This window comes from Actinotignum timonense (genome assembly GCF_002860685.3).
Classification (GTDB): domain Bacteria; phylum Actinomycetota; class Actinomycetes; order Actinomycetales; family Actinomycetaceae; genus Actinotignum; species Actinotignum timonense.
Window position 1 is genome coordinate 826,692 of sequence record NZ_CP136960.1, and the last position, 24,511, is coordinate 851,202.

At 63.9% G+C, this 24,511-nt stretch carries 19 protein-coding genes; 14 read left to right on the top strand and 5 right to left on the bottom strand.

What is annotated here, in order from left to right; translation table 11 throughout:
- Positions 1-131 precede the first annotated feature (131 nt).
- From CYJ17_RS03415 to CYJ17_RS03435, 5 genes are all read left to right on the top strand, one after another.
- The gene (locus tag CYJ17_RS03415) at positions 132-1,490 is read left to right on the top strand and encodes a sensor histidine kinase (RefSeq protein WP_087069978.1); all 1,359 of its coding nucleotides are present in this window, start codon (positions 132-134) and stop codon (positions 1,488-1,490) included.
- 4 nt (positions 1,491-1,494) lie between these two features.
- Complete coding sequence (locus tag CYJ17_RS03420; RefSeq protein WP_087069977.1) at positions 1,495-2,184, top strand: response regulator; 690 nt, start codon at positions 1,495-1,497, stop codon at positions 2,182-2,184.
- A gap of 129 nt (positions 2,185-2,313) precedes the next feature.
- Complete coding sequence (locus CYJ17_RS03425; protein ID WP_087069976.1) at positions 2,314-5,757, top strand: ExeM/NucH family extracellular endonuclease; 3,444 nt, start codon at positions 2,314-2,316, stop codon at positions 5,755-5,757.
- A 129-nt stretch (positions 5,758-5,886) separates the two neighbouring features.
- Positions 5,887-6,168 (top strand): type II toxin-antitoxin system RelE/ParE family toxin, encoded by a 282-nt coding sequence (locus CYJ17_RS03430; protein WP_087071130.1) that lies wholly within the window; start codon positions 5,887-5,889, stop codon positions 6,166-6,168.
- A 9-nt stretch (positions 6,169-6,177) separates the two neighbouring features.
- Positions 6,178-6,474: a HigA family addiction module antitoxin gene (locus CYJ17_RS03435; protein WP_016441845.1), complete on the top strand. Its 297-nt coding sequence runs from the start codon at positions 6,178-6,180 to the stop codon at positions 6,472-6,474.
- A gap of 56 nt (positions 6,475-6,530) precedes the next feature.
- On the opposite strand, the gene CYJ17_RS03440 is transcribed toward CYJ17_RS03435, so the two are convergent.
- Positions 6,531-7,391, bottom strand: coding sequence for an HNH endonuclease family protein (locus tag CYJ17_RS03440; RefSeq protein WP_200807158.1), 861 nt, complete (start codon positions 7,389-7,391; stop codon positions 6,531-6,533).
- A gap of 97 nt (positions 7,392-7,488) precedes the next feature.
- On the opposite strand from CYJ17_RS03440, the gene CYJ17_RS03445 reads away from it, so the two are divergent.
- Both CYJ17_RS03445 and gluQRS read left to right on the top strand, forming a co-directional pair.
- Positions 7,489-8,799 carry a C1 family peptidase gene (locus tag CYJ17_RS03445; RefSeq protein ID WP_087069975.1) on the top strand — a complete coding sequence of 437 codons (1,311 nt, stop codon included), beginning with the start codon at positions 7,489-7,491 and terminating at the stop codon, positions 8,797-8,799.
- A 3-nt stretch (positions 8,800-8,802) separates the two neighbouring features.
- Positions 8,803-9,720, top strand: a complete 918-nt coding sequence (gene gluQRS / locus CYJ17_RS03450) for a tRNA glutamyl-Q(34) synthetase GluQRS (protein ID WP_101595258.1) — start codon at positions 8,803-8,805, stop codon at positions 9,718-9,720.
- On the opposite strand, the gene ybaK is transcribed toward gluQRS, so the two are convergent.
- A complete protein-coding gene (gene ybaK / locus CYJ17_RS03455; RefSeq protein ID WP_180948650.1) occupies positions 9,717-10,226 on the bottom strand; it encodes a Cys-tRNA(Pro) deacylase in 510 nt (169 codons plus the stop codon). The two genes, gluQRS and ybaK, sit on opposite strands and share 4 nt — an antisense overlap.
- Positions 10,227-10,311: 85 nt before the next feature.
- On the opposite strand from ybaK, the gene CYJ17_RS03460 reads away from it, so the two are divergent.
- From CYJ17_RS03460 to CYJ17_RS03475, 4 genes are all read left to right on the top strand, one after another.
- The gene (locus CYJ17_RS03460) at positions 10,312-10,542 is read left to right on the top strand and encodes a hypothetical protein (protein ID WP_087069974.1); all 231 of its coding nucleotides are present in this window, start codon (positions 10,312-10,314) and stop codon (positions 10,540-10,542) included.
- Positions 10,543-10,823: 281 nt separating this feature from the next.
- Positions 10,824-11,159: a WXG100 family type VII secretion target gene (locus CYJ17_RS03465; protein WP_087069973.1), complete on the top strand. Its 336-nt coding sequence runs from the start codon at positions 10,824-10,826 to the stop codon at positions 11,157-11,159.
- Between the two features lie 46 nt (positions 11,160-11,205).
- Positions 11,206-11,493: a WXG100 family type VII secretion target gene (locus tag CYJ17_RS03470; RefSeq protein ID WP_087069972.1), complete on the top strand. Its 288-nt coding sequence runs from the start codon at positions 11,206-11,208 to the stop codon at positions 11,491-11,493.
- Between the two features lie 137 nt (positions 11,494-11,630).
- Positions 11,631-14,927, top strand: coding sequence for a VaFE repeat-containing surface-anchored protein (locus tag CYJ17_RS03475; protein ID WP_244899285.1), 3,297 nt, complete (start codon positions 11,631-11,633; stop codon positions 14,925-14,927).
- 103 nt (positions 14,928-15,030) lie between these two features.
- On the opposite strand, the gene CYJ17_RS03480 is transcribed toward CYJ17_RS03475, so the two are convergent.
- Positions 15,031-16,440 (bottom strand): type VII secretion protein EccB, encoded by a 1,410-nt coding sequence (locus CYJ17_RS03480; RefSeq protein WP_087069970.1) that lies wholly within the window; start codon positions 16,438-16,440, stop codon positions 15,031-15,033.
- Complete coding sequence (locus tag CYJ17_RS03485; RefSeq protein ID WP_087069969.1) at positions 16,434-17,870, bottom strand: hypothetical protein; 1,437 nt, start codon at positions 17,868-17,870, stop codon at positions 16,434-16,436. Before CYJ17_RS03485 ends, CYJ17_RS03480 begins: the two co-directional genes overlap by 7 nt.
- A gap of 325 nt (positions 17,871-18,195) precedes the next feature.
- On the opposite strand from CYJ17_RS03485, the gene CYJ17_RS03490 reads away from it, so the two are divergent.
- Positions 18,196-22,125, top strand: coding sequence for an FtsK/SpoIIIE domain-containing protein (locus CYJ17_RS03490; protein ID WP_159454971.1), 3,930 nt, complete (start codon positions 18,196-18,198; stop codon positions 22,123-22,125).
- On the opposite strand, the gene CYJ17_RS03495 is transcribed toward CYJ17_RS03490, so the two are convergent.
- Positions 22,009-23,028, bottom strand: a complete 1,020-nt coding sequence (locus CYJ17_RS03495; protein ID WP_087069967.1) for an Fpg/Nei family DNA glycosylase — start codon at positions 23,026-23,028, stop codon at positions 22,009-22,011. The two genes, CYJ17_RS03490 and CYJ17_RS03495, sit on opposite strands and share 117 nt — an antisense overlap.
- Before the next feature lie 125 nt (positions 23,029-23,153).
- Between CYJ17_RS03495 and CYJ17_RS03500 the strand changes: the two genes are divergently transcribed.
- Both CYJ17_RS03500 and CYJ17_RS03505 read left to right on the top strand, forming a co-directional pair.
- Positions 23,154-23,690 carry a hypothetical protein gene (locus CYJ17_RS03500; RefSeq protein WP_087069966.1) on the top strand — a complete coding sequence of 179 codons (537 nt, stop codon included), beginning with the start codon at positions 23,154-23,156 and terminating at the stop codon, positions 23,688-23,690.
- Complete coding sequence (locus tag CYJ17_RS03505; protein ID WP_143231806.1) at positions 23,674-24,474, top strand: Fic family protein; 801 nt, start codon at positions 23,674-23,676, stop codon at positions 24,472-24,474. Before CYJ17_RS03500 ends, CYJ17_RS03505 begins: the two co-directional genes overlap by 17 nt.
- Positions 24,475-24,511: the final 37 nt, after the last annotated feature.

A 24,511-nucleotide genomic window follows, 5' to 3' on the forward strand; every position in this document is an offset into this window, starting at 1 on the left:
CGCCTCCAGGGTAGAAGCGCGGCGCGGCGCGCACATCCTCCACCTGGGCAGACCCGCCTCATCCCTTCGGGTGGCATTCGCGGGCCGAACGGCGGTTCTGAAGCGCGCGGGCGCGCCGTACAATCACAGGCATGACAGATTACGCGCCGAAGAAACGCAGCGGTGCGGCGGCGCGTGCGGGGCAGAGTCCGGCGCGCCGGCGCGGGCTCGCCGCCCTCCCCTTCTATCTCAAAACTGCCGCCATATATATCGTCATGGTCGTGGGGGTCGGCTACCAGATTGAACGCGCGAAAATCCGCGCGCTGCCTGGCTGGCTCGGCACCCTCGACGAAGTCGGGATCTTCGTATCGATGTGCTGCTGCATTATGGCGGGCGTGTGGGTGGCGCGCCGGGAACGCTACCCGCGCCGCGCGCTCGCGGTTGCGGCCGTGTGTTCTACTTTGGGTGCGATCGGACCGGTGGTCGGGTTTTTGCTGCCGCGCTATCTTGCGGGGGCGCGTGCATGGGGGCGACGACGCCGCGCCTTGGGCGTGTGCCTCATGTATGCCCTCATTACCGCCTGGCAATTCGCCCGCGAACTGACCGGGAAAGATTACAACTCCTCCTGGGTGATGGGTTTCCTCAACCACCAGAATCCGCTGGAGGATTTCCCGAATAATATTGTGCCGCTCCTGGTGCTCTACGCGGTGGCGGTGCTCCTCCCTATCGGTTGGGGGCTGTGGCGCAGCGCCACCGCGGAACTCCAGGAAACCCACCATCGCCTGGATGCCACCAGCGAGGAACTCCAAGCCTCCGCCGCCACTTCCGAAGAGCTGGAAACCCAGCTCACCCGCAAAGAAGAACGCGATGCCCTGGCTCGGGAAATTCATGATTCCATCGGCTCTCAGCTGGCCATTATGAGCCTGCAGGCCGGCTCCTTGGAATTGCTGGCGCGCGGGGATGCGGACTTAGAGGAAGCGGCGCGGTCGCTGCGGGAATCTTCCCGCCAGGCTACCGATGATTTGCGTTCCCTGGTGCGGGTCATGCGTGATCCGAGTTCCTCGGCCTACCGCCCGCCGCGTTCCCTCACTGAATTAGCGGATCATATTGATAAGGTGCTGGCGGCCGGGCATCCCGTCGTCGCCAATGTTTTTATTACGGATGCCGAACGTGCCCCGGCCGCGCTTACCACGGCCTGCTACCGTATCGTCCAGGAACTGCTCACCAACGCGGTGAAATACGCCCCGGAAGAAACCACCCGGGTGCGGGTGAGCGGTGGGCCGGATCAGGGCCTCGATATTGCGGTGCGCAACGCTATGCCCGCTCCGCATGATGGGGAGCAACGCGAAAGCGAGCACGGGGCGGGTTCGGGATTGCGCGGGGTGCAGGCCCGAGCCCAGGCCCTGGGCGGGCGAGCCAGCTTCACTACCGCGGGCGGCGTTTTCGCAGTTGATGTGCACCTTCCCTGGGACGGGAGTGCCCGGGGTGGCAATCCTGGAATGGTAAAATAGCGCGGTGCCGATTTCCTCACCCATTCGCGTTATGGTCGTTGATGACGACCCGATGGTTCGCCGTCTCCTGGTACAGATTATTAACCTGAGTCCGGAGCGCGATAGTGAGGTGGTGGCGCAGGCGGGCACGGCCCGCGAAGCTTTGGAAACTCTCACCGCGGTGAAGGTCGACGTCGTGCTCATGGACGTGGCGATGCCCGGGGGTATGGACGGCATCGAGGCCACGCGCCAACTGCGGAGTTTCCCGCATCCACCCCAGGTGATTGTGGTGACCACTCTGGATGCCGATGATGAAGCGGTGCGCGCCGCGGAAGCCGGCGCCTCCGGGTTTATTCTCAAATCGGAAGATCCCCAGGTTCTCCTCCAGGCGATCCGCAATGTGGCGGCCGGGGATGGCGCTCTCTCCCCGCGCGCGGCCAAGCAGGTGTACGAATATTTGGCGGCGACCCGCACCGTGAGCGCGCGCCGGCGCGCCCAGGAAAAAATCGCGCGGCTCACCGCCCGCGAACTCGAGGTGGCCCGGCAGGTTTCCCGGGGGCTCTCGAATCGCGATATTGGCGAGAAATTGCACCTGTCCGAATCCACGGTGAAAACGCACCTCTCCGCCATCGTGGCGAAAATGGGGGTGGAAGGGCGTATCGGGGTCGCGGTGGATATGACGCGCGCCGGGTTGCTCGACGACGAGCCTGTGTAGCGCCGCGAGCCCTGGTCACCGCCCGTTTACCTGGTGTTTAAGAGTTGGCGATGCGGCCGGGCTAACGTGGAGGAGGCGTGAAGCACTTTCCGCGCCCGCCACGCGCGGACCACACAGAAAGGTCGCAACGTGAAAAAACGTGCCCTCGCGGGCGTTGCGGTACTATCAGCCACGGCTTTGATGGTTCCCGGCGTCTCCCTCCTCCCGGCGTTCGCCGCGCCGGACGGTTCCGGAATTGTCATTAATGAGATTTACACCCGGGGCGGGTCCTCCGGATCCACCTACACTCATAAATACGTTGAGCTGTATAACCCGAGCTCGGCGGCGATTGACCTGAGCGATCTGACGTTGGGCTATTCGGCAAGCCACGGGAAGAACATTTCTTCCAAGGTGGCCCTGAGTGGCAGCCTGGACGCCGGGGCTTATCTGGTGGTCAGCGCCGGATCGAACGGGTCCAACGGTGTTCAGCTCCCGGAGGCGGCCACCTCCCCGATCAACCTCGGAGCCAAGGGCGGGATTGTGGTGCTGGCGCCGTCGTCGCGTATTGACGCGGCCCTAGCCGATCCCGCCACCGCTATTGACCTGGTCGGATACGGGAACGCGAGCGTGGCGGAAGGTGAGGCGGCGCGCGTCGGCTCCAATTCCCAGATGGCCGCGAACTCCGCCTCCCGCATCCCCAACGGCGCGGATACGAATAATAATGCGGCCGATTTTAGTGTTGTTCCGGCTACGCCGGGACGTGCGAACGACGACGCAACCCCGGGCCAACCGGATCCCGGCACCCAGCCGCAACCCGGGCCAAGCACCGGCCCCGGCACCGAGCCAACAACGGAGCCGGGCACGGGAAGCACAAGCGATCCGGCCGCGCTCGTCACTATCGCGCAAATTCAGGGAAGCGGGCAGGCAAGTCCGCTCGCCGGGCAGGAGGTGACCACGCGCGGCGTCGTGACCGCGGCCTACCCGGAAGGCGGACTCAACGGGGCCTATATCCAAACGCCCGGGGTGGAACATGCTGATGCATCCCACGGTATTTTCGTGTACGGGGCAGCGGCCGCCCAGCTGGAGGCCGGCGCCTATGTGGAGGTGCGCGGCACGGTCACCGAATTTTACGGGCTGACCGAAATTAATGCTGCTGCTATTACCGCGCTGGAGGAAAAGCCGGCGGCGATTGAGCCGGTTGAGATTGCCTGCAATGCCACGGCGGCGCAGCGCGAAGCGGTGGAGGGCATGCTCGTGCGCGTGACCGGGCCGCTCACGGTGACTAATAACTATGCCACCAACCAGTACGGTGAGGTGGGCCTGGCCTGCGGCACCCAGCCGCTGTGGCAGCCCAGCGAACGCTTCAACCCGAGCGAGAACCCCGAGCAGATACAGGCCCTGGATGCCTATAACGCGGCGAATGTGCTGGTTGTGGATGATGGGCGCTCGCGGGCCTACTTTGGGCGCAATGCCCAAACGAATGTGCCGGTGCCCTATCTGTTCGCGGATAATGCGGCCGGCGATGCTGCGCAGGCCGCGCCGGTGCGAGTGGGCGCCGCTGCGACTCTCCAGGGCGGGCTCATTATGGACTTCCGCAATAATTCCTGGAAGCTGCAACCGCGCTTCCCGGTGACGCTGGAAGATGGCACGGATCGCTCCACCGAGGTGGTCACTTTTGAGAACACCCGCGCGGCGGCCCCCGGGAATTTGGGCGGGGATATTTCTCTCGCCTCCTTCAACGTGCTCAACTACTTCACCAGCCTCGGCGAAAATGAGAAGGGCTGCCGGGCCTATACCGACCGCGAAGGTAATCCCATCGCGGCGAATCGGTGCAAGGTGCGCGGGGCCTATACCCCGGAGTCTTTCGCGCGCCAGCAAAGCAAGATTGTGCGGGCCATTAACGAGCTAGATGCCACCGTGCTGGGGTTGCAAGAAATTGAGAATACCGCCCGGGTCTCCGGCGGGGATCGCGATACTGCGGTGCGGGCCCTGGTGGCGGCCCTCAATGCGGACGCGCAGGCCGAGCGCTGGGCTTATGTGCCTTCCCCGGCGAAAGTGGGGGAGAACGAGGACTATATTCGCCTTGCCTTTATCTACCAGAAAGATAAGGTGCGGGCGGTGGGTCCCTCGCAGATTCTCAATAGCGAGTGGTATACCGGGACCGCGCGCCAGCCGCTGGCGCAAAGCTTCCAGGCGATTGTGGATGGCGAAGGCGTGGGCCCGGAGTTCGTGGTGATTACCAATCACTTCAAGTCCAAAGGTTCGCTATCCAAGAAGATCGCGAATGACGAGGATGTGTACCAGGGCAATAACAACCTCCTGCGCACCAAGCAGGCCGAGACGCTGCGCGATTGGATCGCTGCGGAGTTTGCCGATAAGCCGGTGTTTGTGGTGGGGGATCTCAACTCCTATTCGAAGGAGGACCCGATCCGGGTCTTTGAGAAGGCCGGCTACACCAATCTGCACGGGCATTTCCAGCCGGATTCCTACACCTACCAATTCTCCGGGTTGGTGGGCTCGCTCGATCACGTGCTGGCCAATCCCGCCGCCGCGAAGCTCGCCACCGGCGGGCAGGTGTGGAATATCAATTCCCCCGAGTCGGTGGCCCTGGAGTACTCCCGTTACAACTACAACATCAAGAATCTGTGGGATGAGAGCGCTTTCCGCTCCTCGGACCACGACCCCTTCAAGGTCGGGCTCAAGGTGATTCCGGAGAAGGAAGATCCGGCTCCTGCGCCGGAGCCGACTCCCACTTCGCCGGAACCGACCGCGCCTGAACCTACTCAGCCTGCACCGGAACCGACGCAGCCGGAGCCTACTCAGCCGGAACCCACGAAGCCCGCGCCGGAACCGACGGCGCCTGAACCAACCACGCCCGCGCCGGAACCGACGGTACCTGCGCCCGCACCGACAACTGGCAATATGTTCTACCTATCCAATACCTGGCAAGCCACCGTGGCCGACCTCGTCTTCAGCTACGGCCGGGCCGGCGATGAGGTCCTGGTCGGTGATTGGGATGGTGATGGTGTTGATACGTTTGCGGTGCGGCGTGGGAATGTCTTTTACGTGAAGAATTCCCTGGCCAGTGGCGAAGCGGATAGCGTGTTTTCCTACGGCCGGGCCGGTGATGAGGTCCTGGTCGGTGATTGGGATGGTGATGGTGTTGATACGTTTGCGGTGCGGCGTGGGAATGTCTTTTACGTGAAGAATTCCCTGGCCAGTGGCGAAGCGGATAGCGTGTTTTCTTATGGCCGGGCCGGTGATGAGGTCCTGGTCGGTGATTGGGATGGTGATGGTGTTGATACGTTTGCGGTGCGGCGTGGGAATGTCTTCTATGTGAAGAATTCCCTGGCCAGCGGCGCGGCAGATACCTCCTTCTCCTACGGCCGGGCCGGGGATGCCACCCTCGCGGGAGATTTCGACGGCGATGGCCGGGACACCCTCTCGATTCGCCGCGGCAATACCATCCACGTCAATAACTCCCTGGTGAGCGGAAACGCTGATCACACCCTCCCGTACGGGCGGGTAAGCGATGAGCTCTTCATCGGAGACTGGGACGGTAACGGTACCGACACCCCAACGGTGCGCCGCTAACCTCCATATTGCTACCAACACGGGTGGGTGCCGGGACCGCGAGTTCCAGCACCCACCCGCGTTGTATGGGAGAAATTCTCAGGATATAACGCCTTGCGTTAATAACGTGTGGCGTTATATTCTTATTTTGTGATTGCTTCGTTCGCAGATCGGGACACAGAGCGTCTCTATTGGCGAGAGCGTGTTAAGGGACTCGACTCTCGAATAGCACGGAAGGCGCTCATGAAACTGATGCTGCTCGACGCGGCAACGGAACTCGATGAGCTGCGGGTACCGCCAGGTAACCGTTTGGAGGCTCTTAAGGGTAATCGTGCTGGTCAGTACAGCATCAGAATTAACCATCAATGGCGTATCTGTTTTCTTTGGACGCCACAAGGTCCAAGCGAAGTTGAAATAGTTGATTATCACTAGGGAGGTATCATGACTAGCAAGATTCCCCCGATTCATCCGGGAGAAATCCTTGAAGAGGAATTCCTGGCACCGTTGGATATTACGCAGCACAAACTTGCGATTGCCATTGAGGTTCCTCCGCGTCGAATCAATGAAATTGTGCATGGGAAGCGTCGGATCACCGCGGATACCGCGTTGCGGTTGGGGCGTTTCTTTGGGACCAGTGCTCAGTTTTGGATCAATCTGCAAACCCACTATGACCTGGAGAAGGAGTTAGATGCGCTAGGGGATGAGCTAGAAAATATTCAACCCTTGCAGAGCGCGTAATCGGGTACGGTAGCGGGGTTCTGGCCTCGGAACACAGCCCCACCCGCAACCTCGGCTTACCGGACGCAATCGGATAGCACCTCGTGCAGGGCGTGACGTTCGTCGTCGTCGACCCGAAGCCCGTACGCACGCTTGACCGCCACCTGCCGCGCGGCGTATTCGCACACAAAAGCCGGGTTATCCGGCAACCACTGCGCGGCGGTGGCGTGCCCCTTCTCCTTATTCGCCGCCCCAGAGACCGCGAGCAAATTGAGTGGGTCGGTGGCGAATTGCGCGCGCGTATCCGCGTCCCAATCCTGCGCCCCGGCCCGCCACGCATCGTAAAGCGCGACAACATGATCAATCGTTACCGCCTCGGGCGCGCGGGCGCGGTCGAAAGAAATCACCGTTCCGCTATACGGGTCGCGGAGGGTTCCGGTGGCGACGACGCAGCCCGGCGGCGTGGACTTCCCCGACCAAAATGTGACTCCCGCGAGATCGCGGCGCAGCACTTCGTTACGCACCGTGCAGCCGTCTCCGTCGGTATCGGGCCAGCCATCTCCCAGGCAGAACTCGGCGCGCGAATACCCGTGCCCGGAATCGGGGCGGCCCCCGGGCAGCAGCTTGAGTGCGGAAAGTGCCTCGGACGCGGTGAGTTCGCCGTTGCTCGCATCGCTCGCGCTGCCCGCCGCGCCACTCGCGCTGCCAGCACCACCAGGAGCCGGAGCGGAATCCGAATCAGCGCGCCACAACTGGATGAGCGCCACCGCGAGGACCACCAGCAGCGCGGCAATCACGTTCCACATGCGCCGGTGCGGCGAAGGGGAAGCTGCGCCGGATGCGCGCTCGGAAGCACCGGGAGCACCGGATGCGCGGCCGCGGTTCCCAGATGCACCGGAACGATGAGGCGCACCGAAACGACCAATCGAAAAACGCATACATAACCTTTCGGGACACATGCCCGTGGCGGGCCTGCGCCTGCAAGGTAGCATAGTGAGGGACCTTGGCACAGTTACGACAATGAAGGAGTTATGAATGGCCCAGGCACTTGAGACCGATATGGTGAAGAAGTTTGCGGAGGATTTCGCGGCGGATCGCACCGCTCGCATCGTCCAGAACGCCGTCACCCAGACCTCGATCACGAAGGTCGCCCAGGATCGCGATGTTATTAACGCGATTGATCCGTCCATGTCGGTGAAGGTGGACACCTGGAAGGTGAATAACCAGAAGAAGTCCGGGCGCTGCTGGCTTTTCTCCGGGCTCAGCTCGCTGAAGATGCTCGTCAATCGCGCCACCGGCCTGAAGAACTTCGAGTTCTCCCAGTCCTTCCAGCATTTCTACGACAAGCTGGAGAAAGCCAATTATTTCCTCACCTCCATGATTGAGCTGGCGGACCGCCCGGTCGATGACCGCACCGTGCACTACCTGCTGTCCGATCCCATCGGGGACGGCGGGCAGTGGAATATGTTCGTGGCCCTGGTGGACAAGTACGGGGCCTGCCCGAAGTTCGCGATGCCGGAAACGGAATCCTCCTCCAATACCCAGCTCATGAACCGCACCCTGGAAATGCTGCTACGCCGCGCCGCCCACGATATTCGCGAGGCTGAAGCCGGCCAGCGCGAAGCCGTGCGCGAAAAGTTCATGGGGCAGGTCTACCGGGTGCTCGCGATTCACCTGGGCACCCCGCCGGAAAGCTTTGTGTGGCAGTACGAAGATGAGGAGGGGAACTTCCACCGCGAAGGGAAGATGACCCCGGTGGAATTCGCGCAGAAGTACCTGCCGGATCTGGATCAGTACGTGTGCATCGTCAACGATCCGCGTAATGAGTACGGCAAGCTCTACACCGTGGATCGCCTCGGCAATGTGGTGGGCGCCAAGCCGGTCACCTACCTCAATGTTCCCATCGAGGTCATCCGCGAAGCCACCATCGCCACCCTCAAGGACGGCCAGCCCGTGTGGATGGGGTGCGATACCGGCAAGCAGTCGGATCGCGAACGCGGTATTTGGGACGGCCAGCTCTACGATTACGAAGGCACCTACGGGATTGACCTGGCGCTCTCGAAGGCCGATGAGCTCTACTACGGCGAAGCGATGATGACGCACGCCATGGTGTTCACCGGCGTTGACCTGCGTGAAGATGGCAGCCCGCGCCGCTGGCGCATCGAAAACTCCTGGGGCGATGAGCACGCCGATAAGGGCTTCTGGACCATGAACGATTCCTGGTTCGACCAGCACGTTTTCGAAGTTGCGGTCACCAAGGATCGCCTTTCCGCCGAGCTGCTGGCCGCGCTGGAAACCGAACCGGAAGTGCTGCCCGCCTGGGATCCGATGGGTTCGCTGGCCTAAACCGTGGAGTACGGCCGGTACGCACCCTCGCCGAGCGGAGACCTGCACCTCGGGAATCTCCGCACCGCGCTCCTCGCCTGGGCTCTGGCCCGGCGCAGCGGGCGCGGTTTCCTCATGCGCGTGGAGGATATGGACGAACGGTCCCGCCCGCAGTTCCAGGAGCGCCAGCTCGCGGACCTGCGCGCCCTTGGCATCACCTGGGACGGCCCGGTCCAGATCCAATCCCAACGCACCGCGGGGTACGACGCCGCCTTCGCGTCCCTGTGGGAACGTGGACTGCTCTACGAGTGCTATTGCACCCGGCGTGATTTAGCCGACGCCGCCCGGGCGCCCCACGGGGCGCCCGGGGTATACCCGGGCACCTGCCGGGACCTGAGCGCGGCCGGCCGTCGGGCCGGGCGCGCCAAGCTTGCGGCGGTGGGCCGCCAGCCGGCCCTGCGGCTGCGCACCGAGGTGAAAGAACTGAGTATTCACGATGAGGTGTGCGGGGAAGTGAGCGGCGTCGTCGATGATTTTGTGATTCGGCGTGGCGATGGTCGGTACGCCTACAATTTTGCCTCCGTGGTGGATGATGCGCTTGAGCATATTACCCAGGTCACGCGCGGGGCGGATTTGGCGCCCTCCACGCCCCGGCAGGTGTATTTGCAGCGTTTGCTCGGGGCGCCCACCCCGGAATATTGGCATGTTCCCATGGTGCTCAACCAGGCCGGCGCGCGCCTGGCCAAACGCGACGGGGCCGTGACCATGCGGGCGCTCGCCGAATACGGCTGGAGCGCAGCTGATGTGCTGGCGCTCATCGGGCGTTCGCTGGGGTTGGAGGTGCGCACGGCCGCGGACTTCGCGGAGCAGCTGGATATTCAGGCGCTGCGCCGCGGGCCCTGGTATGTGGACGTGGCGGCTCTCGAAGCTGGGCCGGCCTAAGTATGCCGGCTAAAATCAGCGACCGGCGCGAACGTCGCGCGGGCCGCGGCCGCTAGATCCGCGGGAGCTAGCCGCACCGAGAGTCCGCGTTTCCCGCCCGACACCACCATCGCCTCCAGTTCGCGTGCCGAGGCATCAATAAAAATTGGGCTGCGGTGTTTTTGACCCAGCGGCGAAATACCCCCGGTCACGTAGCCGGTGAGTTTCTCGGCATCATGCGGATCCATCATTGCGGCCTTTTTGCCGCCCGCGGCCTTCGCCAGAGACTTGAGATTGAGCATGGCGGCAGCCGGCACCACCGCGCACACCGCCTTCCCATCCACCCGCGCCAGCAGGGTTTTGAAAATAACACGGGGATCCATCCCCAGCTCAGCGGCGGAATCGAGGGCGAATCCGTGCTCGTGATGCAAACTTTGTTCGTACTCAAGAATCGTGAACTCCACGCCGGATTTCTCCAGGGCGAGGAGGGCCGGAGTCCCGGCCGGCTTATTTTTCTTCGACGACATACGTCCAGGATAGTAGCCCTCATGTTCATATGGATGCACTACCATATTCCTACCGGGAGCCAGCCACCCGGAGACGGAGGAAACCGTGAGGAAACGCCAATTCGGCCGCCGGCATGATGACCAGCAGCGCGGCAGTGCCACCGGGGAAGATCCCGCTATCGAATCCGAAGAAGAACTGAGCGGCGGCTATGATTTCGGCGGCTACCAGCCCGGGCAGAGCTACTACCCGCGCCGTCGCCTCTTCTGGCAACGCGCCACCATTATCGGCATCGCTTTCGTTATTTCGATGGTCGCTTTGGTGGCTTATTTCCTGTAGCGCCGGATAGGGCGCCGCGGAAGCGGCGCGGCGTCGTCGCCCTGAAACAGGGTAGTGAGGTACGACGGCGCTGCCGGGCACGGGGTCGCTAGGCCGGTGAAATCCGGCCTGCCTGTGGGTGACACGCCCGCCGGGCTCGCGCCTGTGGATAACATTTTCTCCCTCTCGACAAGCACCACTTTTATCAGCCACTATGGGAACACCGGTCCTCACCGGCCGGCGTCCGAAGCGCGGAACTCTCACCACCCGCGCGCCACCACCTACGTACCTCAGGGGGATGTATGGCTGTATCCACCGCACAATTGCGGGTCGCTCATGATTCGATTCTCACCGTTCGCGCGCTCGTTACCCAGGCTCAGGAGGAGTTGCGCGCCCACCTGCACTCAACTATGGACCGCATTGCCGCCTGGCATGCCGGCTGGCGGGGTACCGCTCCGGTAGCTTTCGCCGCTGCGCTGGAGGAATACCGCGCGGCCAGCGAAAAACTGCTTGCTCTGCTGGCTGATTACGGGGCGCGCCTGGGCCGCGCGGATGCCACCGTCGCTGAAACAGACGCGGCCACCCGCGCGGATTTTTCCCGCATGGCCGCGCTAGTCGGGGATCTGCCGGCGGCGTAATAGCGCCCACACCCGGGATATCCGCACACTTAAAGAAAGGATTGTTATGACCGAGCTTCGTGCTCATTTTGGGGAACTCTCCGCGGGGGCGGCTGATATGACTGCCCACGCTTCCCGCATCGAGGGGGTGCTCGCGCAGCTTGATGCGCGAATACGCACCGCGATGGCGGATTGGGACGGGCAGTCGCAGGCAGCCTACGAAGCCGCGCAAACGCGCTGGCATGCCGCGGCCCGCTCCCTGAATGACATTTACGCGCGTATTGGCCAGCAGGTGGAATGCGCTTCGCAGAACTATCGCGCGGCTGACCGGGCGGTGGCTCGCCTCTTCGGGTAGCGCGCGGCGGTTAGTGGCTGTTAGCGGCGGTATTTTCCCGCCCGCATTTTCTGCCCGCACCATGTTCGTTACGCATGCGCATTCGCCGTGCATGCAGCTTCATCATGGCTCTATTTCGTCATGCAAAAAATAATATTGTGAAAGGACTCGTATCCACCATGGCAATAACCACGGGCCCGAAATCCACCCCACATGTGATTCGGGTATTTCTTGCTTTTCTCATGGTGTTCGCTCTGGCGGGCGCCGGTCTGTTCGGCGGCGCCGGAGCGCGCGCCGATTGGGATCATTCTGTTGGCCGCGGCATCGAAATTAAAGGTGTGAACATTGTTGGCCACCTCCGCCTCGGCCCGCATTACGCGGAAACACAATCAATTAACGGGGTGGCGGTGGAAGGCTATCCCATCTGGTGTATCCAAGCGAAATATGCCGATCCTGGCCCCGGGGAAATGGTCGATATTACGACTCTTACCGAATCCCGGGCGCTCGGGCCGGGGGAATTGCAGCTGAGCACCCCGCAAATGGCCTGGCTGCTCAACCGCTATGAAGGAAATACCACGGATGACCTCAACCTTGCTGCGTTGAGCTACCTCATCCACGTTAATTTCGAAAAGGAATACCCGGGGCGTCCGGGGCGGGCCCAAGAGACCGTGAACGAACTGGTGCAGGCGGTGCGCACCCAGCGTCCTGATATTGAGGAGCGGGCCCAGAGCTACGTGCGAGAAGCGCGCGCCAGCGCCGCCGTCGGCTACGTGAGCGGAATCGTGGAAGGCGAAGGGGAGCGCAGCGGTGCCATCCGCGGTATCGGCGTGCACCCGGATGATTCCGAGGCGTGGCTGCCCGGAATTCCCGTGGTTATTACCCTCACCGGCCCGGCAGTTTTTGATGCGAGCGGAAGCACAACCTGGAGCGGGGTGACTGATAGTAAGCCGCTGGAGCTGGCGTGGTCGGCCACCGGGAATGGCCAGGTGAGCTACACAGCCGTTTTCGATACCCCGGTTCGTACCACCCTGACTATTTTCGGGGCTGATGGCACTGTCCAAGACACCATCACCTACGGCCACCGCCCGGTCAGCGATCCTCTCACTCGCAAGGTTCCGGGGCGCACCTGGGAAGTTATTTATGATTTCCAGCCGCTTGGCACCTCGAAGGTCAGCACCCGTCCTATTAATACCGACGGCGTTATTCGCGATACTCTCACCACCGCCGTCAAGGAGGATTACGGGGACGGAAAATGGAGCCAGGTAAAGGGGGAAAATGTGCCCGTTACCTACCGGGCTACCGCCTATTGGGCGGGTCGCACCTCCCCGCAGCGCAGCGATATCGTTCCTGAAGGAGCCGAGGTCCTGGGCTCGGTCACGGTCCAGGCCAACGGCCCGGGGCAGACCCTCACCGCGGAACTTTCCACCCCCAAACGCGGTTTCGTCACCTGGGTATGGGAGGTCCGCAAAAACGAGCAGGGGGAGAACTCCCGCTATATTCACGCCGATTGGGCTGATCATTACGGGCTTCCGGAGGAAACTTCTCGGGAAGAATTCCCCTTCCGGCCTCTCGGGGTGTCCCATGTGGCTGATGCGAAAGTGGTAGATACCGGCACGGTCCTCAGCGATACTTTCGTGGCCCGCGCGGATGAGAATTTCCGGGATGGGGAATGGAGCCGCCGCCCGGGAACCAACGGTTCTTTTGAGGATGGCCCCTTTATTCCGGTTACTTACCGGGCCACCGCCTGGTATGTCTCACCCACGGCCGTTCCCGAGCCGGGCGTGGTCCCGGCCAGCTCGGAAAAAATCGGGTCGGTAACGGTGGTGGCCGAAGGCCCGGGCCCGATCCGGGCAGAATTGAGCGAACCGGTGAGCAAGCCCGGAATGTACACCTGGGTGTGGGAAGTCCTCGCGGAGGACCAACCGGCCGAGTTCTTGCCCTGGATCGAGGCCGGCTGGTCGGATACGTTCGGGCTGGCCGATGAAACAACGTCGGTGCGCTACCCCGGGAAGATCGATTCGGCTCTCTCTATTCGCCAAACGAAGTCCGGCACCTACCTGGTCGATGATGTGTGGGTGAGCGGCCTACCCGCGAACCATCCTGATTTCACCGGCGGGGCTGGATTTGGGGCGGATACTCAGACGCTAACCCACACCCTACTGTTCTTCCCGGAAGGCCAGGCGGTCACCGATGAGAACCGCGCGGCCGCCCGCCAAATCGGGCAGCCGGTGGTACTTCCCGCCCGCAACGGTTTCTATCCGAGCGTGGGTGATCCGTCGTGGATTATGGAACAGGATGAGGCCGGGGAGAACCTGCCGGGCACCTACGTAGTGGTGTCTGATTTCGCGGGCGATGACCGGGCGGCGCCGCTGGCCACCAGCGTCACCGATGTGACCGAGCAGTTCACGGTGACCCGCGAACCGTCCCTCCACACCACCATGCACCACGAGGACACTCATATCGCACCCAATACCGGCACCGTCACCCTGGTGGATACTGTTTCTTATCAGCACCTGATTCCCGGTAAGGAATACGAGGTCCACGGGGCGCTCCTGGATCCGGCTAGCGGTCAGCCGCTGCGCGATACCAGTGGCAGCGAGCTCACCAGCACCAGCCGTTTCGTGCCCGAGCACCCCAACGGTAGCGTGGAGGTGGTTTTTGAGGTCGACGCCGCAACTCTGGCCGGCACCAAGGTGGTAGCAACAGAAACTCTGCGCCAGGACGGCCGGGATATTGCCGTGCATGCTGACCTGAAGGATACCAACCAGACGGTGACCTTCACGCGCCTGGCCACCCGCGCCCGGGATGGCGCTCCGAGTGCTGCTGATCATGCCAGCGGCAAAGATGGTTCGGCGGGCATCGATGGTACCGAGGGAACAAATGGTGCCGGCGGCGATCAGATTCTGAGCGCCACCGCGGACGCGGTGATCACCGATGAGGTATGCGAGCTCAGCGGAGCACTTATCCCCGGGGAAACCTACCGGATCGAAACGGCCGCCATGTTCCCCGATGGGACGCCGGTGCTCGGGAAGGATGGCACCCCGGTACGCAAAGTCAGCGACTTCGTTCCCGGTTCTCCCAGCGAATGCGCCCGCATTAAATTGGACTTTGATGCGAGTGCTTTAGCTGGCCGCGAGGTGGTTCTTTTCGAATGGGTGTACCTGGGCGACCGGCTCATTTCCGAGCACACCGATCCGCTCGATAGCGAACAGACCGTTCGTTTCGAAGAACCACCGGTACCTCCGACGACGCCGCCCGCTACGCCACCGGCCACTCCGCCCACCACTCCGCCGGCTACGCCACCCGCTACTCCTCCGGTTACGCCGCCTGCGCCTCCGGAGCTGCAACGCACCGGTGCGGCGCTCGCGGGCTGGCTCCTGGCCGGGCTCACCGCGCTCGCCGGCGGCTTGACCCTGCGCTACCGGGCTAATTCCCGTTCCAGCGCTACCCGCTAAATCCGGGATAACCAGCCACTAACTATCTCCAACGTATGTCACTCACCGCCCGGGCCGGGGAGGAAAAATCCTCTCCCCGGCCCGGGCTTGTGGGTCTGGTCATTCACGGCCGGTTCCGGGTGCAGGCAGCAATATCGGTCCGGGCGGTACCGCCAGGACCGGTGCAGAGCGCATCGCCGGAAAGAACCGCGGCCGGCTCTGGAAGGAGTGCGCGCCAGGCGGGCGGAATCTCAAGCGGAGTGATGTTTTCCCAATTCGCGGCCCGGCGCAGCTGGTCAAGATCGGCGATATCTACGAGGGTGCTTCCCTGCAAAAGGGTGGCACTCCCCGCATCCGTGCCGGCCACGAGCGCAGCTCCGCTGGGTAGCAGCGGGGAATCAGGTGCGTACACCAGGAACGAGCGTCCCGCGTGGAAAGCCGCGCATACCCGCGCGGTGCCGGGCTGTGTGGCAACGGGAGTTGGGCCCGAAGCGATAGCGGAATCGTGTTCGGAAACCGGAGCGGTGAGCGCGCCGAGATCAGCGGGCCAGCCGTCCCCGGGGCCGGTTTCGCGAAAGGTGAGATGGGCGCGAGCTGCCGGATCAAGAGCGTATACCCGCGCCCGGGCACTGTGCTCGGAGAGCCGATACAGATGGAAAGCGGTGGGGGAGAGCGGTTCGAGCACCCCGCCCGAACTGATCTGGAACCAGGTGCGGGTGCCGTCACTTCCGCCAAAAACAACCAGGTCACCAACCCGTGCCTCCCCGATACCGGGAAAATAACCGACCGGCTCGCCAGCAGTGGGAACGCTGAGCGGCGTGAGAGCCCGGCCTTCAGCCCAGAGTTCCACCCACGCCGGCGGCGCCTCAAGCACCGGCACATCTGGAAATTCACTACGGAAAGCGGCTTCCGGTATATCCACCCGGTAGCGTTGGCCGGCAGCAATCAGCCACAAACCGCTTGTTGTTCGCACCAGTACCGCGCCACCGAATTCAGGGAGTGGGGCTGAGGCCGCCAGGGATAACGGCGCGGCCGTGCCCTGCGTATTTTCTCTGTTGGCTTCCCGTGAATCTGTAACAGTCGCGGGGCAGGCCACCAGCCACGGGTCACGCAGCTCCGCTGCGTTCGGTAAAGAATCGGGAGCACCCGGAATTCCCACGGGCGCCCCGCGCGGTACATCTGCGAGCCGGGCAGCCGGGAGCACATGTGTCGCCACGCCTTCCGGATACAAAAGATAAGCGCCAGCCAAGGTAGTGAGGGGATGGAGAATTCCCCCGGAACTGAGATAGCGCGCCCCGCTCTCCGCAGCGATGAGAACAGCGCCATCTTCCCAGCCGTCGGGAAGTTGCGGTGAGATCGCTCGCGCTGCCCCGGTACCAGCCGCGGCCACCAGGGCAAGCCCAAGAGCTCCGGCCAGCCCGGCTAATCCCGGGCGGGGAGCTTCCTCATGAGCCGGCATCCCCCACCACAACGCGCCCGCCATGCTGCGGCGCCGAAAACGGCGGGAGCTCATAATCGTGCGTGCGTTTACCATGGGCTGACCGCGATAACTATCCCGGCTCCAAGCAGCGCGGTAAGAATCTGCTCGGCGATCTCTACCCGCCGGATGAGAAGAAGCTGGGCTTCGGAGCGCTCACCGCGGCCCCGATGCTCGGCAGCACCCAGGGTCTCCAGGGTTTCCGGGGCTTCCCGAGGGCTCCGATACCCGAGGAACAGAGCGGGAATACTCACCAGTGCGGGAGCCACCAGGCAAGCAAGAAGGTACAGTGCTGCGTGCGCTGCCGGATTCCGCATGGCCAGCACGCAGAGCTCCACATCAAGAAGAAGGAAGAAGACAAGCCGAAGTACAAACGCGGCGTCGGCGTGCATACTTATGGCACGCAGCCCGAGCACAGTTACTGCCGTGCCGCATATGGCCGCGCTGAGGATATCCGGGCGGTAGGCCAGCGGTAGCAGCGCGGCGATCACGAAGACCGTGCCGGCTTCGCCGCCCAGGGCGCGGAGGATGAGAATGCGGGCCCAGTTTTCCGGGCTGTGCTCCGCCGGTAAATCCGCTATTTCGGCGGCGGACACCTCCGGCGGGGGCGCGCTCAACCGCAAGATAATCGGCGCAATCAGGCGGGTCGTGCACACCAGGGCCACCACGATCACGAGGGCAGCCGGCTCGGTAAGCCGGGCGTGAAGCAGGGTGCTGCCGCCCCAGCCCGCCAAACAAAGTGCCCAGCTCAGCAGCATACTGCGGCCGCCCGGCACGGGAACTATCGCCCGGGCTAGCAGCGCGATGATAAGGAGAAGGCTCCCGGCTGCAATCCCACGCGGTCCCGCACCTGGCACAACCAGCGGGGCCGCGCGCCATCCGCAGGCTGCCCCCGTCCAGCCGCTGGCCGCGAGTAGCGCTAACACCACCAGCTGCACCTGCACGCTCGCACCTGAGCTTCCCTGCCGGCGAGCGTGCGCCCAATTCACGCGGGCAAGACCGAGGAAAACAAGCGCGAGCCCGGCCAGTACGGGAAGGGCGAGCATGTGGGGGAGCGCGGCCCGCGCGGTATATCCGGCCAGGCCCAGCCCGCATACCACCACCAGTACCGTGGCACAGTTGCGGAGTGTGGCTGAGGAAAGTTCGCCGCGCTCCTGCAGGGTGGAATGGCGGATGCGGCTGAGAACCGGGTCGCTGCGCGGGGGCGTGGGCGGTGCAGGTCTGTCAATAAAAAGGCAGATTCCGGGGGAGAGCTGGCCGCCTGCCGGCAGGCTTGGATCTAGCCGTTGCCCGGTGGCGGTACGAACCGTCCAGGTGGGAGCCGCAAAATCCGGGGCGAGGAGGCGCAGCACCTCGGGAATAAGCGCCGTTAGTGAGAGCGAACTGGCCAGCTCGAATTCGCCGCGCTGCCCCGCGCAATGCACGCAGACGGGAATCGCAATATCCGCCGGCTGCGCGCCGCGCGATTCTGCTAGTTCTTCGGCCATATGCCCTCCTTTCTGCGTTCTTAGGTGACCGCGCCCGCCTACCCGAGCACTCGCTTACCCGAGCACTCGTCCGCCCGGCGCGCGGCATACCGCTCGGCATACCCGCCCGCTCATGTCGCCGCAGCCGCGGGGTGAGGGCACGGTATCAAGAAGGCCGCAACCTGACCAGGGCTCATCCACAGGCCAGAGAGTTATCCACAAGCCCAGCTGGCTCTTTGCGAGAGAAATGCGTCGTCGTACCGAAGCTGTGGATAACGGTTCGCCAAGAATCCGGACCCCCGCTAGGGTGTGCCGCAAGGAGAGCGCGCTCGCGAAAGGAGGAGCCATGGAAGGCCTGAGCATTCCCGCGCCGCCCGCGTGTTATCGCGGCAGCGGGCAGAAAATGAGCGCCGTCATGTTCCTTCCCGCGCTGCTGTCCGTGGTGATGCTCGTGATTCTCACGTCCACTACCCGGCGCTCTCTCAACCTGCTTCTCCTCATGGGAACGCTGGGGGTTCTCATGCTCGCGCTCACGCTGCTCAACGTGGGCCTGGGGCTGCGGCGCAACGCCGGGGAACGCGACGGCGCGCGGCGCGACTACCTCGCCGCCCTGACCAGGTGCGAAGCCGAAGCTGCCCGCATACTGGAGGCCTGTGCTCGCGAAGAAGCGCAACGTTATCCGGCCCCGCTCGTGCTCCCGTTGCGCCTGGCCCGCGGCATGCCACCGCCACCGGGCCCGATCCGGGTGGGGCAGGCGCTGCTCGCGCCGCCGTATACCGTTACGCTTGCGGAGGACCCTCCGGGGGAGCGCGACGACGCCGCCCGCCGGGCGCGGGACCGCTGTGCCACGGAGGTGCAGCGCCCGATCCCCGGCCCCGCACTCCTCGACCTGCCCTCGTATTCCACCGTGACGGTGAGCGGGGAGGCGGCCTGGGCCTGGGTGCGGGCCCTCCTCTGCCAGCTCGCGGCGAGCGTTCCGCCTGGTGATCTCGCTATTATCTCGGGCGATCATGTGCCTGCGGCCGAGTCGGACTGGCTCAGTTGGCTGCCCCCGTACGCCGTCTCGGAGGCGGGGCTCGGAAAGGCCATACACCTTATTATTAAGGGGCCTTTCGGGGAGCGTGATTGCCCAGGTTCCTCGTCCCACCTCACTTTGCATGTCCGGGACAAACCAGAGCGCGAAAAATCGCATCCGGAAGAAGCTGGCCCGGCTGATCAACCCTGCGTGCTCGCACGCGACTGGCCTGCCCAGCATGAAGCGGGCCCGCTTCCCGAACCCGGCAGCCTCGTCGCACTTGTGGATTATTCGGAGGGTGCCGAGCCCGCACATCTCAGCCTCGCCGATAGTACCGGGGTACGCTCGGGGATTCCCGATCTGCTTGACCTGGACGGAGCGGCTTATTGTGCCCGGGCGCTCTACCGGGCTCGCGGCTCGGCGGCCCAGGATTCCACCAGCGTGCAGGGTTTTGCGAAGTTGCTCGGATTGCCATCCCTCACGCCGCAACTCGCTTCGCCGCACGCCACGTCGCCCGCTCAGCAGCTCCCCGGCTCGCCTTCTCCAACTCACCGCCCGGCCGCCACCTTGCGCGTGCCCCTCGGGCTCGATCCGCAAGGCGCCCCGGTGTGGCTCGATCTCAACGAGGCCGCGGCCGGCGGGATGGGCCCGCACGGCCTGCTCGTGGGCGCAACCGGCTCCGGGAAATCGGAGCTGCTGCGCACGCTCCTCCTCGGGCTCTGCCTCACCCATTCGCCCGAACAGCTCAACCTGGTCCTGATCGATTACAAGGGCGGGGCGAGTTTCCATCCTTTCGCCGAGCTGCCCCACACCGCGGCCCTGGTCACCAACCTGGAACGCGATAGCTCCCTGAGCGAGCGCATGGAGGAAACCCTGCGCGGGGAAATGAACCGCCGCCAACACCTGCTCGCCGAGCACGGCCAGCACTCTCACCTGGGAGAATACGAGGCAGCGCGCGCTCGCGGCGCCCATGGCGGCCCGCTTCTCGCACCACTCCTTATTATTATTGACGAATTCGCCGAGCTCCTGACCGACCACCCCGATCTCATCGACACCATCGTCGCTATCGGCCGCCTGGGCCGCTCGCTCGGCATCCACCTGCTGCTCGCCACCCAGCGCCTGGACGAAGGCCGGTTGCGCGGCCTGGATTCCCACCTGTCCTACCGCATCGCGCTGCGCACTTTTTCCGAGCACGAATCTCGCGCGGTCATCGGCACCCCGCAGGCCGCCCACCTCCCACCCCAGCCCGGTTGCGGTTTCCTTGCCTGCGGCGGTGTGCCGCATCGCTTCACCGGGTTTTATGTTTCTGCGCCGCTCGCGGCCCGCCCGGCTCAAGTCCCCTCGGTACGACGACGCAGCTCCGGGCCACCAGCCGCCCCGCTCACTCATGCAGCTTCCGGGGCGGGCACGGTTCAGACCGGGCCATCCACACTCACCGCGGCACTCGCACCGCTGCGCGGGGCCGGGCCGCGGGCCCACCCGATCTGGTTGGAGCCGCTCACCCGCCCGCGCCACCTCACCGAGCTCATCGCGGTGCATACCTCAGCCCGGTTTGGGATATATGCGCCGAGCCAGCGCGCCACCCCGCTCCGGCTCACGCTCGGCGAGCGCGATCTTCCGCTGCTGCAACGCCGCGAAGCACTCCATATTGATCTCGCGGATTCTCATCTTCTGGTGCTCGGTGCTCCGGGAGCCGGATGCGATGAAGCATTGCAGACTGTTGCAGGGGTTCTGGCGTTGGGATATACCCCGGCCGAAGCACAGTACGCGCTGTGTGATGCTTCGGGATCTGAGCTCGCCGAGCTTATTAATATTCCGCATATATGTTTCCGGGTCGATCATTCCGAGCCGGAGCGGATGCGCGCCGGATTGGTCGAGCTGAGGAACGTGCTCCGCGCTCGCGAAGCCGCGCGCAGCGGGGAATCACCGAGCCCCGATCCCTTCGGAGAAATATTTATTTTTCTGCGCGGTTGGTCGGCACTGCGGGCACGCCCCGAGCTGGATGAGCCACTAACGGAACTTATTGAGCGCGGCCCGGCCAGCGGCATCCACATTATTACCACGGCTGCCCGCCCCACCGAGATTCCCGCGCACCTGCGCGATTTTTTCACCACCCGCTTGGAGCTGCGCCTGGCTGATCCCTATGATTCCCATGCCCCGCACCGGCGCGCGGCCACTGTGCCGGTGGGTTGCCCGGGCCGGGGGATAACTCCGGCAGGGGAGCATTTTTTGCTCGCCACCACCCGGCCGCGCCCGGATTCACTCGGCCCGCACCCGGATTCACCCGGCGTCGGCCAGGGTGATCTCCTCGCCGAGATTCGCGTGGCCTGGTCCGGGCCACCCGCGCCCCAGTTGTGGGAACTTCCCACCCACCTCGACTACCAGGAACTACAAGCGGGATACGGCCTCCACAAGCCTTCGCTACATTCGCTGCGCGTGGGAGTGAGCGCCCGCAACCGCGGGCCGGCCACTCTTGATCTTGCCGCTACCGGGCATGCTCTTATTATTGGGGAGGCGGGTTCGGGGAAAACCGCGGCGCTGCGCCTCCTCGCCCAGCAATTCGCGCACATATCCCCGCTCCCGCGGCTCTTCCTTATTGACCCGCACGGCTACCTGCGCACGTGCCTCCCGCCGGAACTCATCGCGGGAAGTTACCGAAGCGCCACGCAGGCCCGGGCGGATATGGAAGCCCTCGCCCAGGTGCTCGCCGCCCGCCGCACCCAAATGCACAGCACGGCTGACCGTCCCCACACTCCAGATGCAACCGGCCACACCGAGCCAGCCTCGTCACCAGCCCCGCCGCCATCCCCGTCACCCGCACCGATTATTGTCATGGTGGATGATGCCGAACTTCTTGATCCGCAGAGTTCTCCGCTCGCGCCCCTCGCCGAGGTACTCGTAGATGCCGCAGAACTCGGGTGGCACCTGATCCTCGCCACCGCGGAGCCAGCACACCTCAGCCATCTCCCGCTGTGGCGGCGACTCCTGGCTATCTCCCCCGCAGTATTCCTGCTCTCCGGAGATTTTCGCTATCGCGGCGTGAGTGCCCGCCGCGATATTCCGGGCCGAGCCCAGCTTATTATTGGCCCGGCAGCAGATACCGTGCAGATCGCGTGGTCCCCGCCCGCCCAGAAAACCCGCGGGTTAACGCTGGCAGCCCGGGCACCAGAAGAGGCGCCGCCCCGCCATGAGTTCCTCCCGGATAATTGCGCCGCAGCGCACGCACGGGCGGCCGGTGCGGTGATACACCGCGAAGCGTGAGAGCTCTGGATCGCCTTCGGGAATCGGGTCGGGCTGGAATTCGGGCGGGATCGTCACAATAATCCCGGAATCCACATCGCGGCCCATGCACAGCACCAGGTCATCCCACAGCTCGCGGTAGCGGGATTCGGAAACTTTATTGGCCGGCCGCAGCGGGGAAATCCCGGTGCGCCACAAACAATCAGCCCGATAAATATTGCCCGGGCCCGCCACAACAGCCTGGTCCATCACCACCTGGCCGGCCGGGATTTTCCGGCGGCGCGCCCCGGCCACGAATCGCTGCCGGTCACCCTCCTCATTACGAATAGGATCGGGGCCGAGCCGCGCAATCACCCCCAGGACTTCCTCCCCGCTGAGAATCTCACAGCGGGCCGGGCCGGTGAGCTGGGCAACCGCCTCCGGCCCGGCGAGGCGCAAGCGAGTTGTCGGCGTCGTCGCCAATTCTCCCAGGACTTGAATATTGTCTTCCGGTAGACCATCGCGACCACCCGCAGGCGCGGCCTCTACCAGGCGCGTGGTGCCATCTTGCCCGCCGTCAATGGTTTTGCGCATGCCCGAATCTTCGGTGGGGCTCACCCGAATCCCGGCACCGTGCAAACCGGCCACCCCCGGCCCCGCAAAAGCCCATTTTCCGTAAAGCCCCAGATGAATATGGAGCCAGGTGGCCTGCGGGTCACCGAGCTCAACGGTAGGAATACCATCCGCCGCGGCTTGTTCGGAAGTGGAAAGGAAAGGCCAGAAAAGATGCTTGCCCCAGGCGTGGGCCCGCCCGGCGCGCAATCCGTCCAGCAGGGCCGCACCTTCAGCGAAACGCCCCTGCGGGGAACTGGCAGCCACGGCGTCCCCGCCAAAAAGCGCCGTGAGAATACGTCCGTGACGATGAATAGCGTGACCTTCCGGCACCGCTCCTCCTCCATTCGGTATGCAATTCATCCAGTATAGGCGGGCGGGTTCGGGTGCGCCCCGCGGGGCGGCTCCGCGCGGCCCCGCAATATGCGACGCGGCACGCGGCCGCTAGGATAGCGGGTATGGAGCCGAACGCAGCAGTACGTCTTTTCTCTCGCGCAATCGAGGGGCGCCTGACCGCCACCGATGAGGGCGAGCTGGCTCGGCTGGAGGAAACCGGGCGCGTCCATGATCGCGCGTCGTTGCTGGCCGCGTGTGCGCCGGCCGCGCCGCTGCGAGAACGGGGCGGGCAGCTGCTCTACAGCGATAAAACCGGCAAAGATTTATTGCGTAACCTCGCGCTCATCACAAAAACTTATTGGATTTCTGGGGCTCTTGCGCTGTCGGCGAGCCTGGATCACGCGGTGAGCGGCACACCTATTTTTTATATTCCGCAAGCCGATATTGATCGTCTGGATAAAACGGCTGCCACCTGGGGCGGCATGCAGCCCCTGTGGGTGCTCCCGATTGACGAGGATGTGAGCGCGGGAGCGCAGTGGATCGATTTCTTCAAACATTACGTGGGGGTCGGGCGCGCGGTTGTAGATACGTACGCGGTTGGTGACGTGCCGGCGGCGCTCACCTGGATTAAGGAAAAAGAAGATGATGTCGCGGTATAGCCTCGGGTCGCGGCAGTATCGAGGGTACGACGACGCCGCCACCGGGCAGTCGGACTCTGTAGGCGATGATAGTGCCGTTTTTCTACTGCCCGCTCCTGCCGCACCCGCGATTGCACCCCGCACGCCGGAAAAAGCGGTCGAGCGCTTTGCCTATCTCACTTCGGGACACGTGTGGTCTATGGCCACGCTGGAAGGTAAAACTATGATCCTCCCCGAGATCGTGACCCTGATCGAAGAACGCCCGCTACCCGGCCAGAAGCGCAGCGATGAGGATGTGGCGGCGATGGTTTCCGCCCATGAGTTGGTCGCAAATCTAGTGCGGGCAGGTTTGTTCCGGATGGATGAGGACACCCAGAACCGCATCCATCGCACCCTCACCTACCACTCGCTTATTGATTCCGGCGTATTTCGGGGAGAAGGCGCGGTCCGCGGGGAGCACGGGAATGTGGACGTGGCGGGTACGCACTACCAAGCACCCCAGGATCCGGCTGCGCTGCACGCGATTTTCACGGCTTCGCTGGCGCGTCTGGATGATAGCGATCCACTGCGGAGCGCGGTGCAATTTTTCGCTACCTCTACGCTCGCGCAGTATTACTTCGACGGAAATAAGCGCACCGCACGGCTCATGGCTTCCGGGTATCTCATGACCCACGGATACGATGCCATAGCTATTCCGGCCGCGTATTTCGAGGAGTATCAGGATGCGCTGCGCGAGCTTTTCTTGAGCCGTGACATCGGGCCGATTGCGGAGTTGATCTATCGCGGCGCCCGAGAATTAGGCTAGCGCCCGCGTTTCCGTGGCTTGGTGCCCGCAACTGCCA

Bases quoted from the DNA above. Each gene is read 5' to 3' on its own strand.
- CYJ17_RS03505 (WP_143231806.1), top strand. From the start codon at position 23,674: ATGATGTCGCGGTATAGCCTCGGGTCGCGGCAGTATCGAGGGTACGAC.
- CYJ17_RS03485 (WP_087069969.1), bottom strand. From the start codon at position 17,870: ATGGCCGAAGAACTAGCAGAATCGCGCGGCGCGCAGCCGGCGGATATT.
- CYJ17_RS03480 (WP_087069970.1), bottom strand. From the start codon at position 16,440: ATGGTAAACGCACGCACGATTATGAGCTCCCGCCGTTTTCGGCGCCGC.
- CYJ17_RS03490 (WP_159454971.1), top strand. From the start codon at position 18,196: ATGGAAGGCCTGAGCATTCCCGCGCCGCCCGCGTGTTATCGCGGCAGC.
- CYJ17_RS03500 (WP_087069966.1), top strand. From the start codon at position 23,154: ATGGAGCCGAACGCAGCAGTACGTCTTTTCTCTCGCGCAATCGAGGGG.
- CYJ17_RS03415 (WP_087069978.1), top strand. From the start codon at position 132: ATGACAGATTACGCGCCGAAGAAACGCAGCGGTGCGGCGGCGCGTGCG.
- CYJ17_RS03470 (WP_087069972.1), top strand. From the start codon at position 11,206: ATGACCGAGCTTCGTGCTCATTTTGGGGAACTCTCCGCGGGGGCGGCT.
- CYJ17_RS03435 (WP_016441845.1), top strand. From the start codon at position 6,178: ATGACTAGCAAGATTCCCCCGATTCATCCGGGAGAAATCCTTGAAGAG.
- CYJ17_RS03445 (WP_087069975.1), top strand. From the start codon at position 7,489: ATGGCCCAGGCACTTGAGACCGATATGGTGAAGAAGTTTGCGGAGGAT.
- ybaK (WP_180948650.1), bottom strand. From the start codon at position 10,226: ATGTCGTCGAAGAAAAATAAGCCGGCCGGGACTCCGGCCCTCCTCGCC.
- CYJ17_RS03440 (WP_200807158.1), bottom strand. From the start codon at position 7,391: ATGCGTTTTTCGATTGGTCGTTTCGGTGCGCCTCATCGTTCCGGTGCA.
- CYJ17_RS03465 (WP_087069973.1), top strand. From the start codon at position 10,824: ATGGCTGTATCCACCGCACAATTGCGGGTCGCTCATGATTCGATTCTC.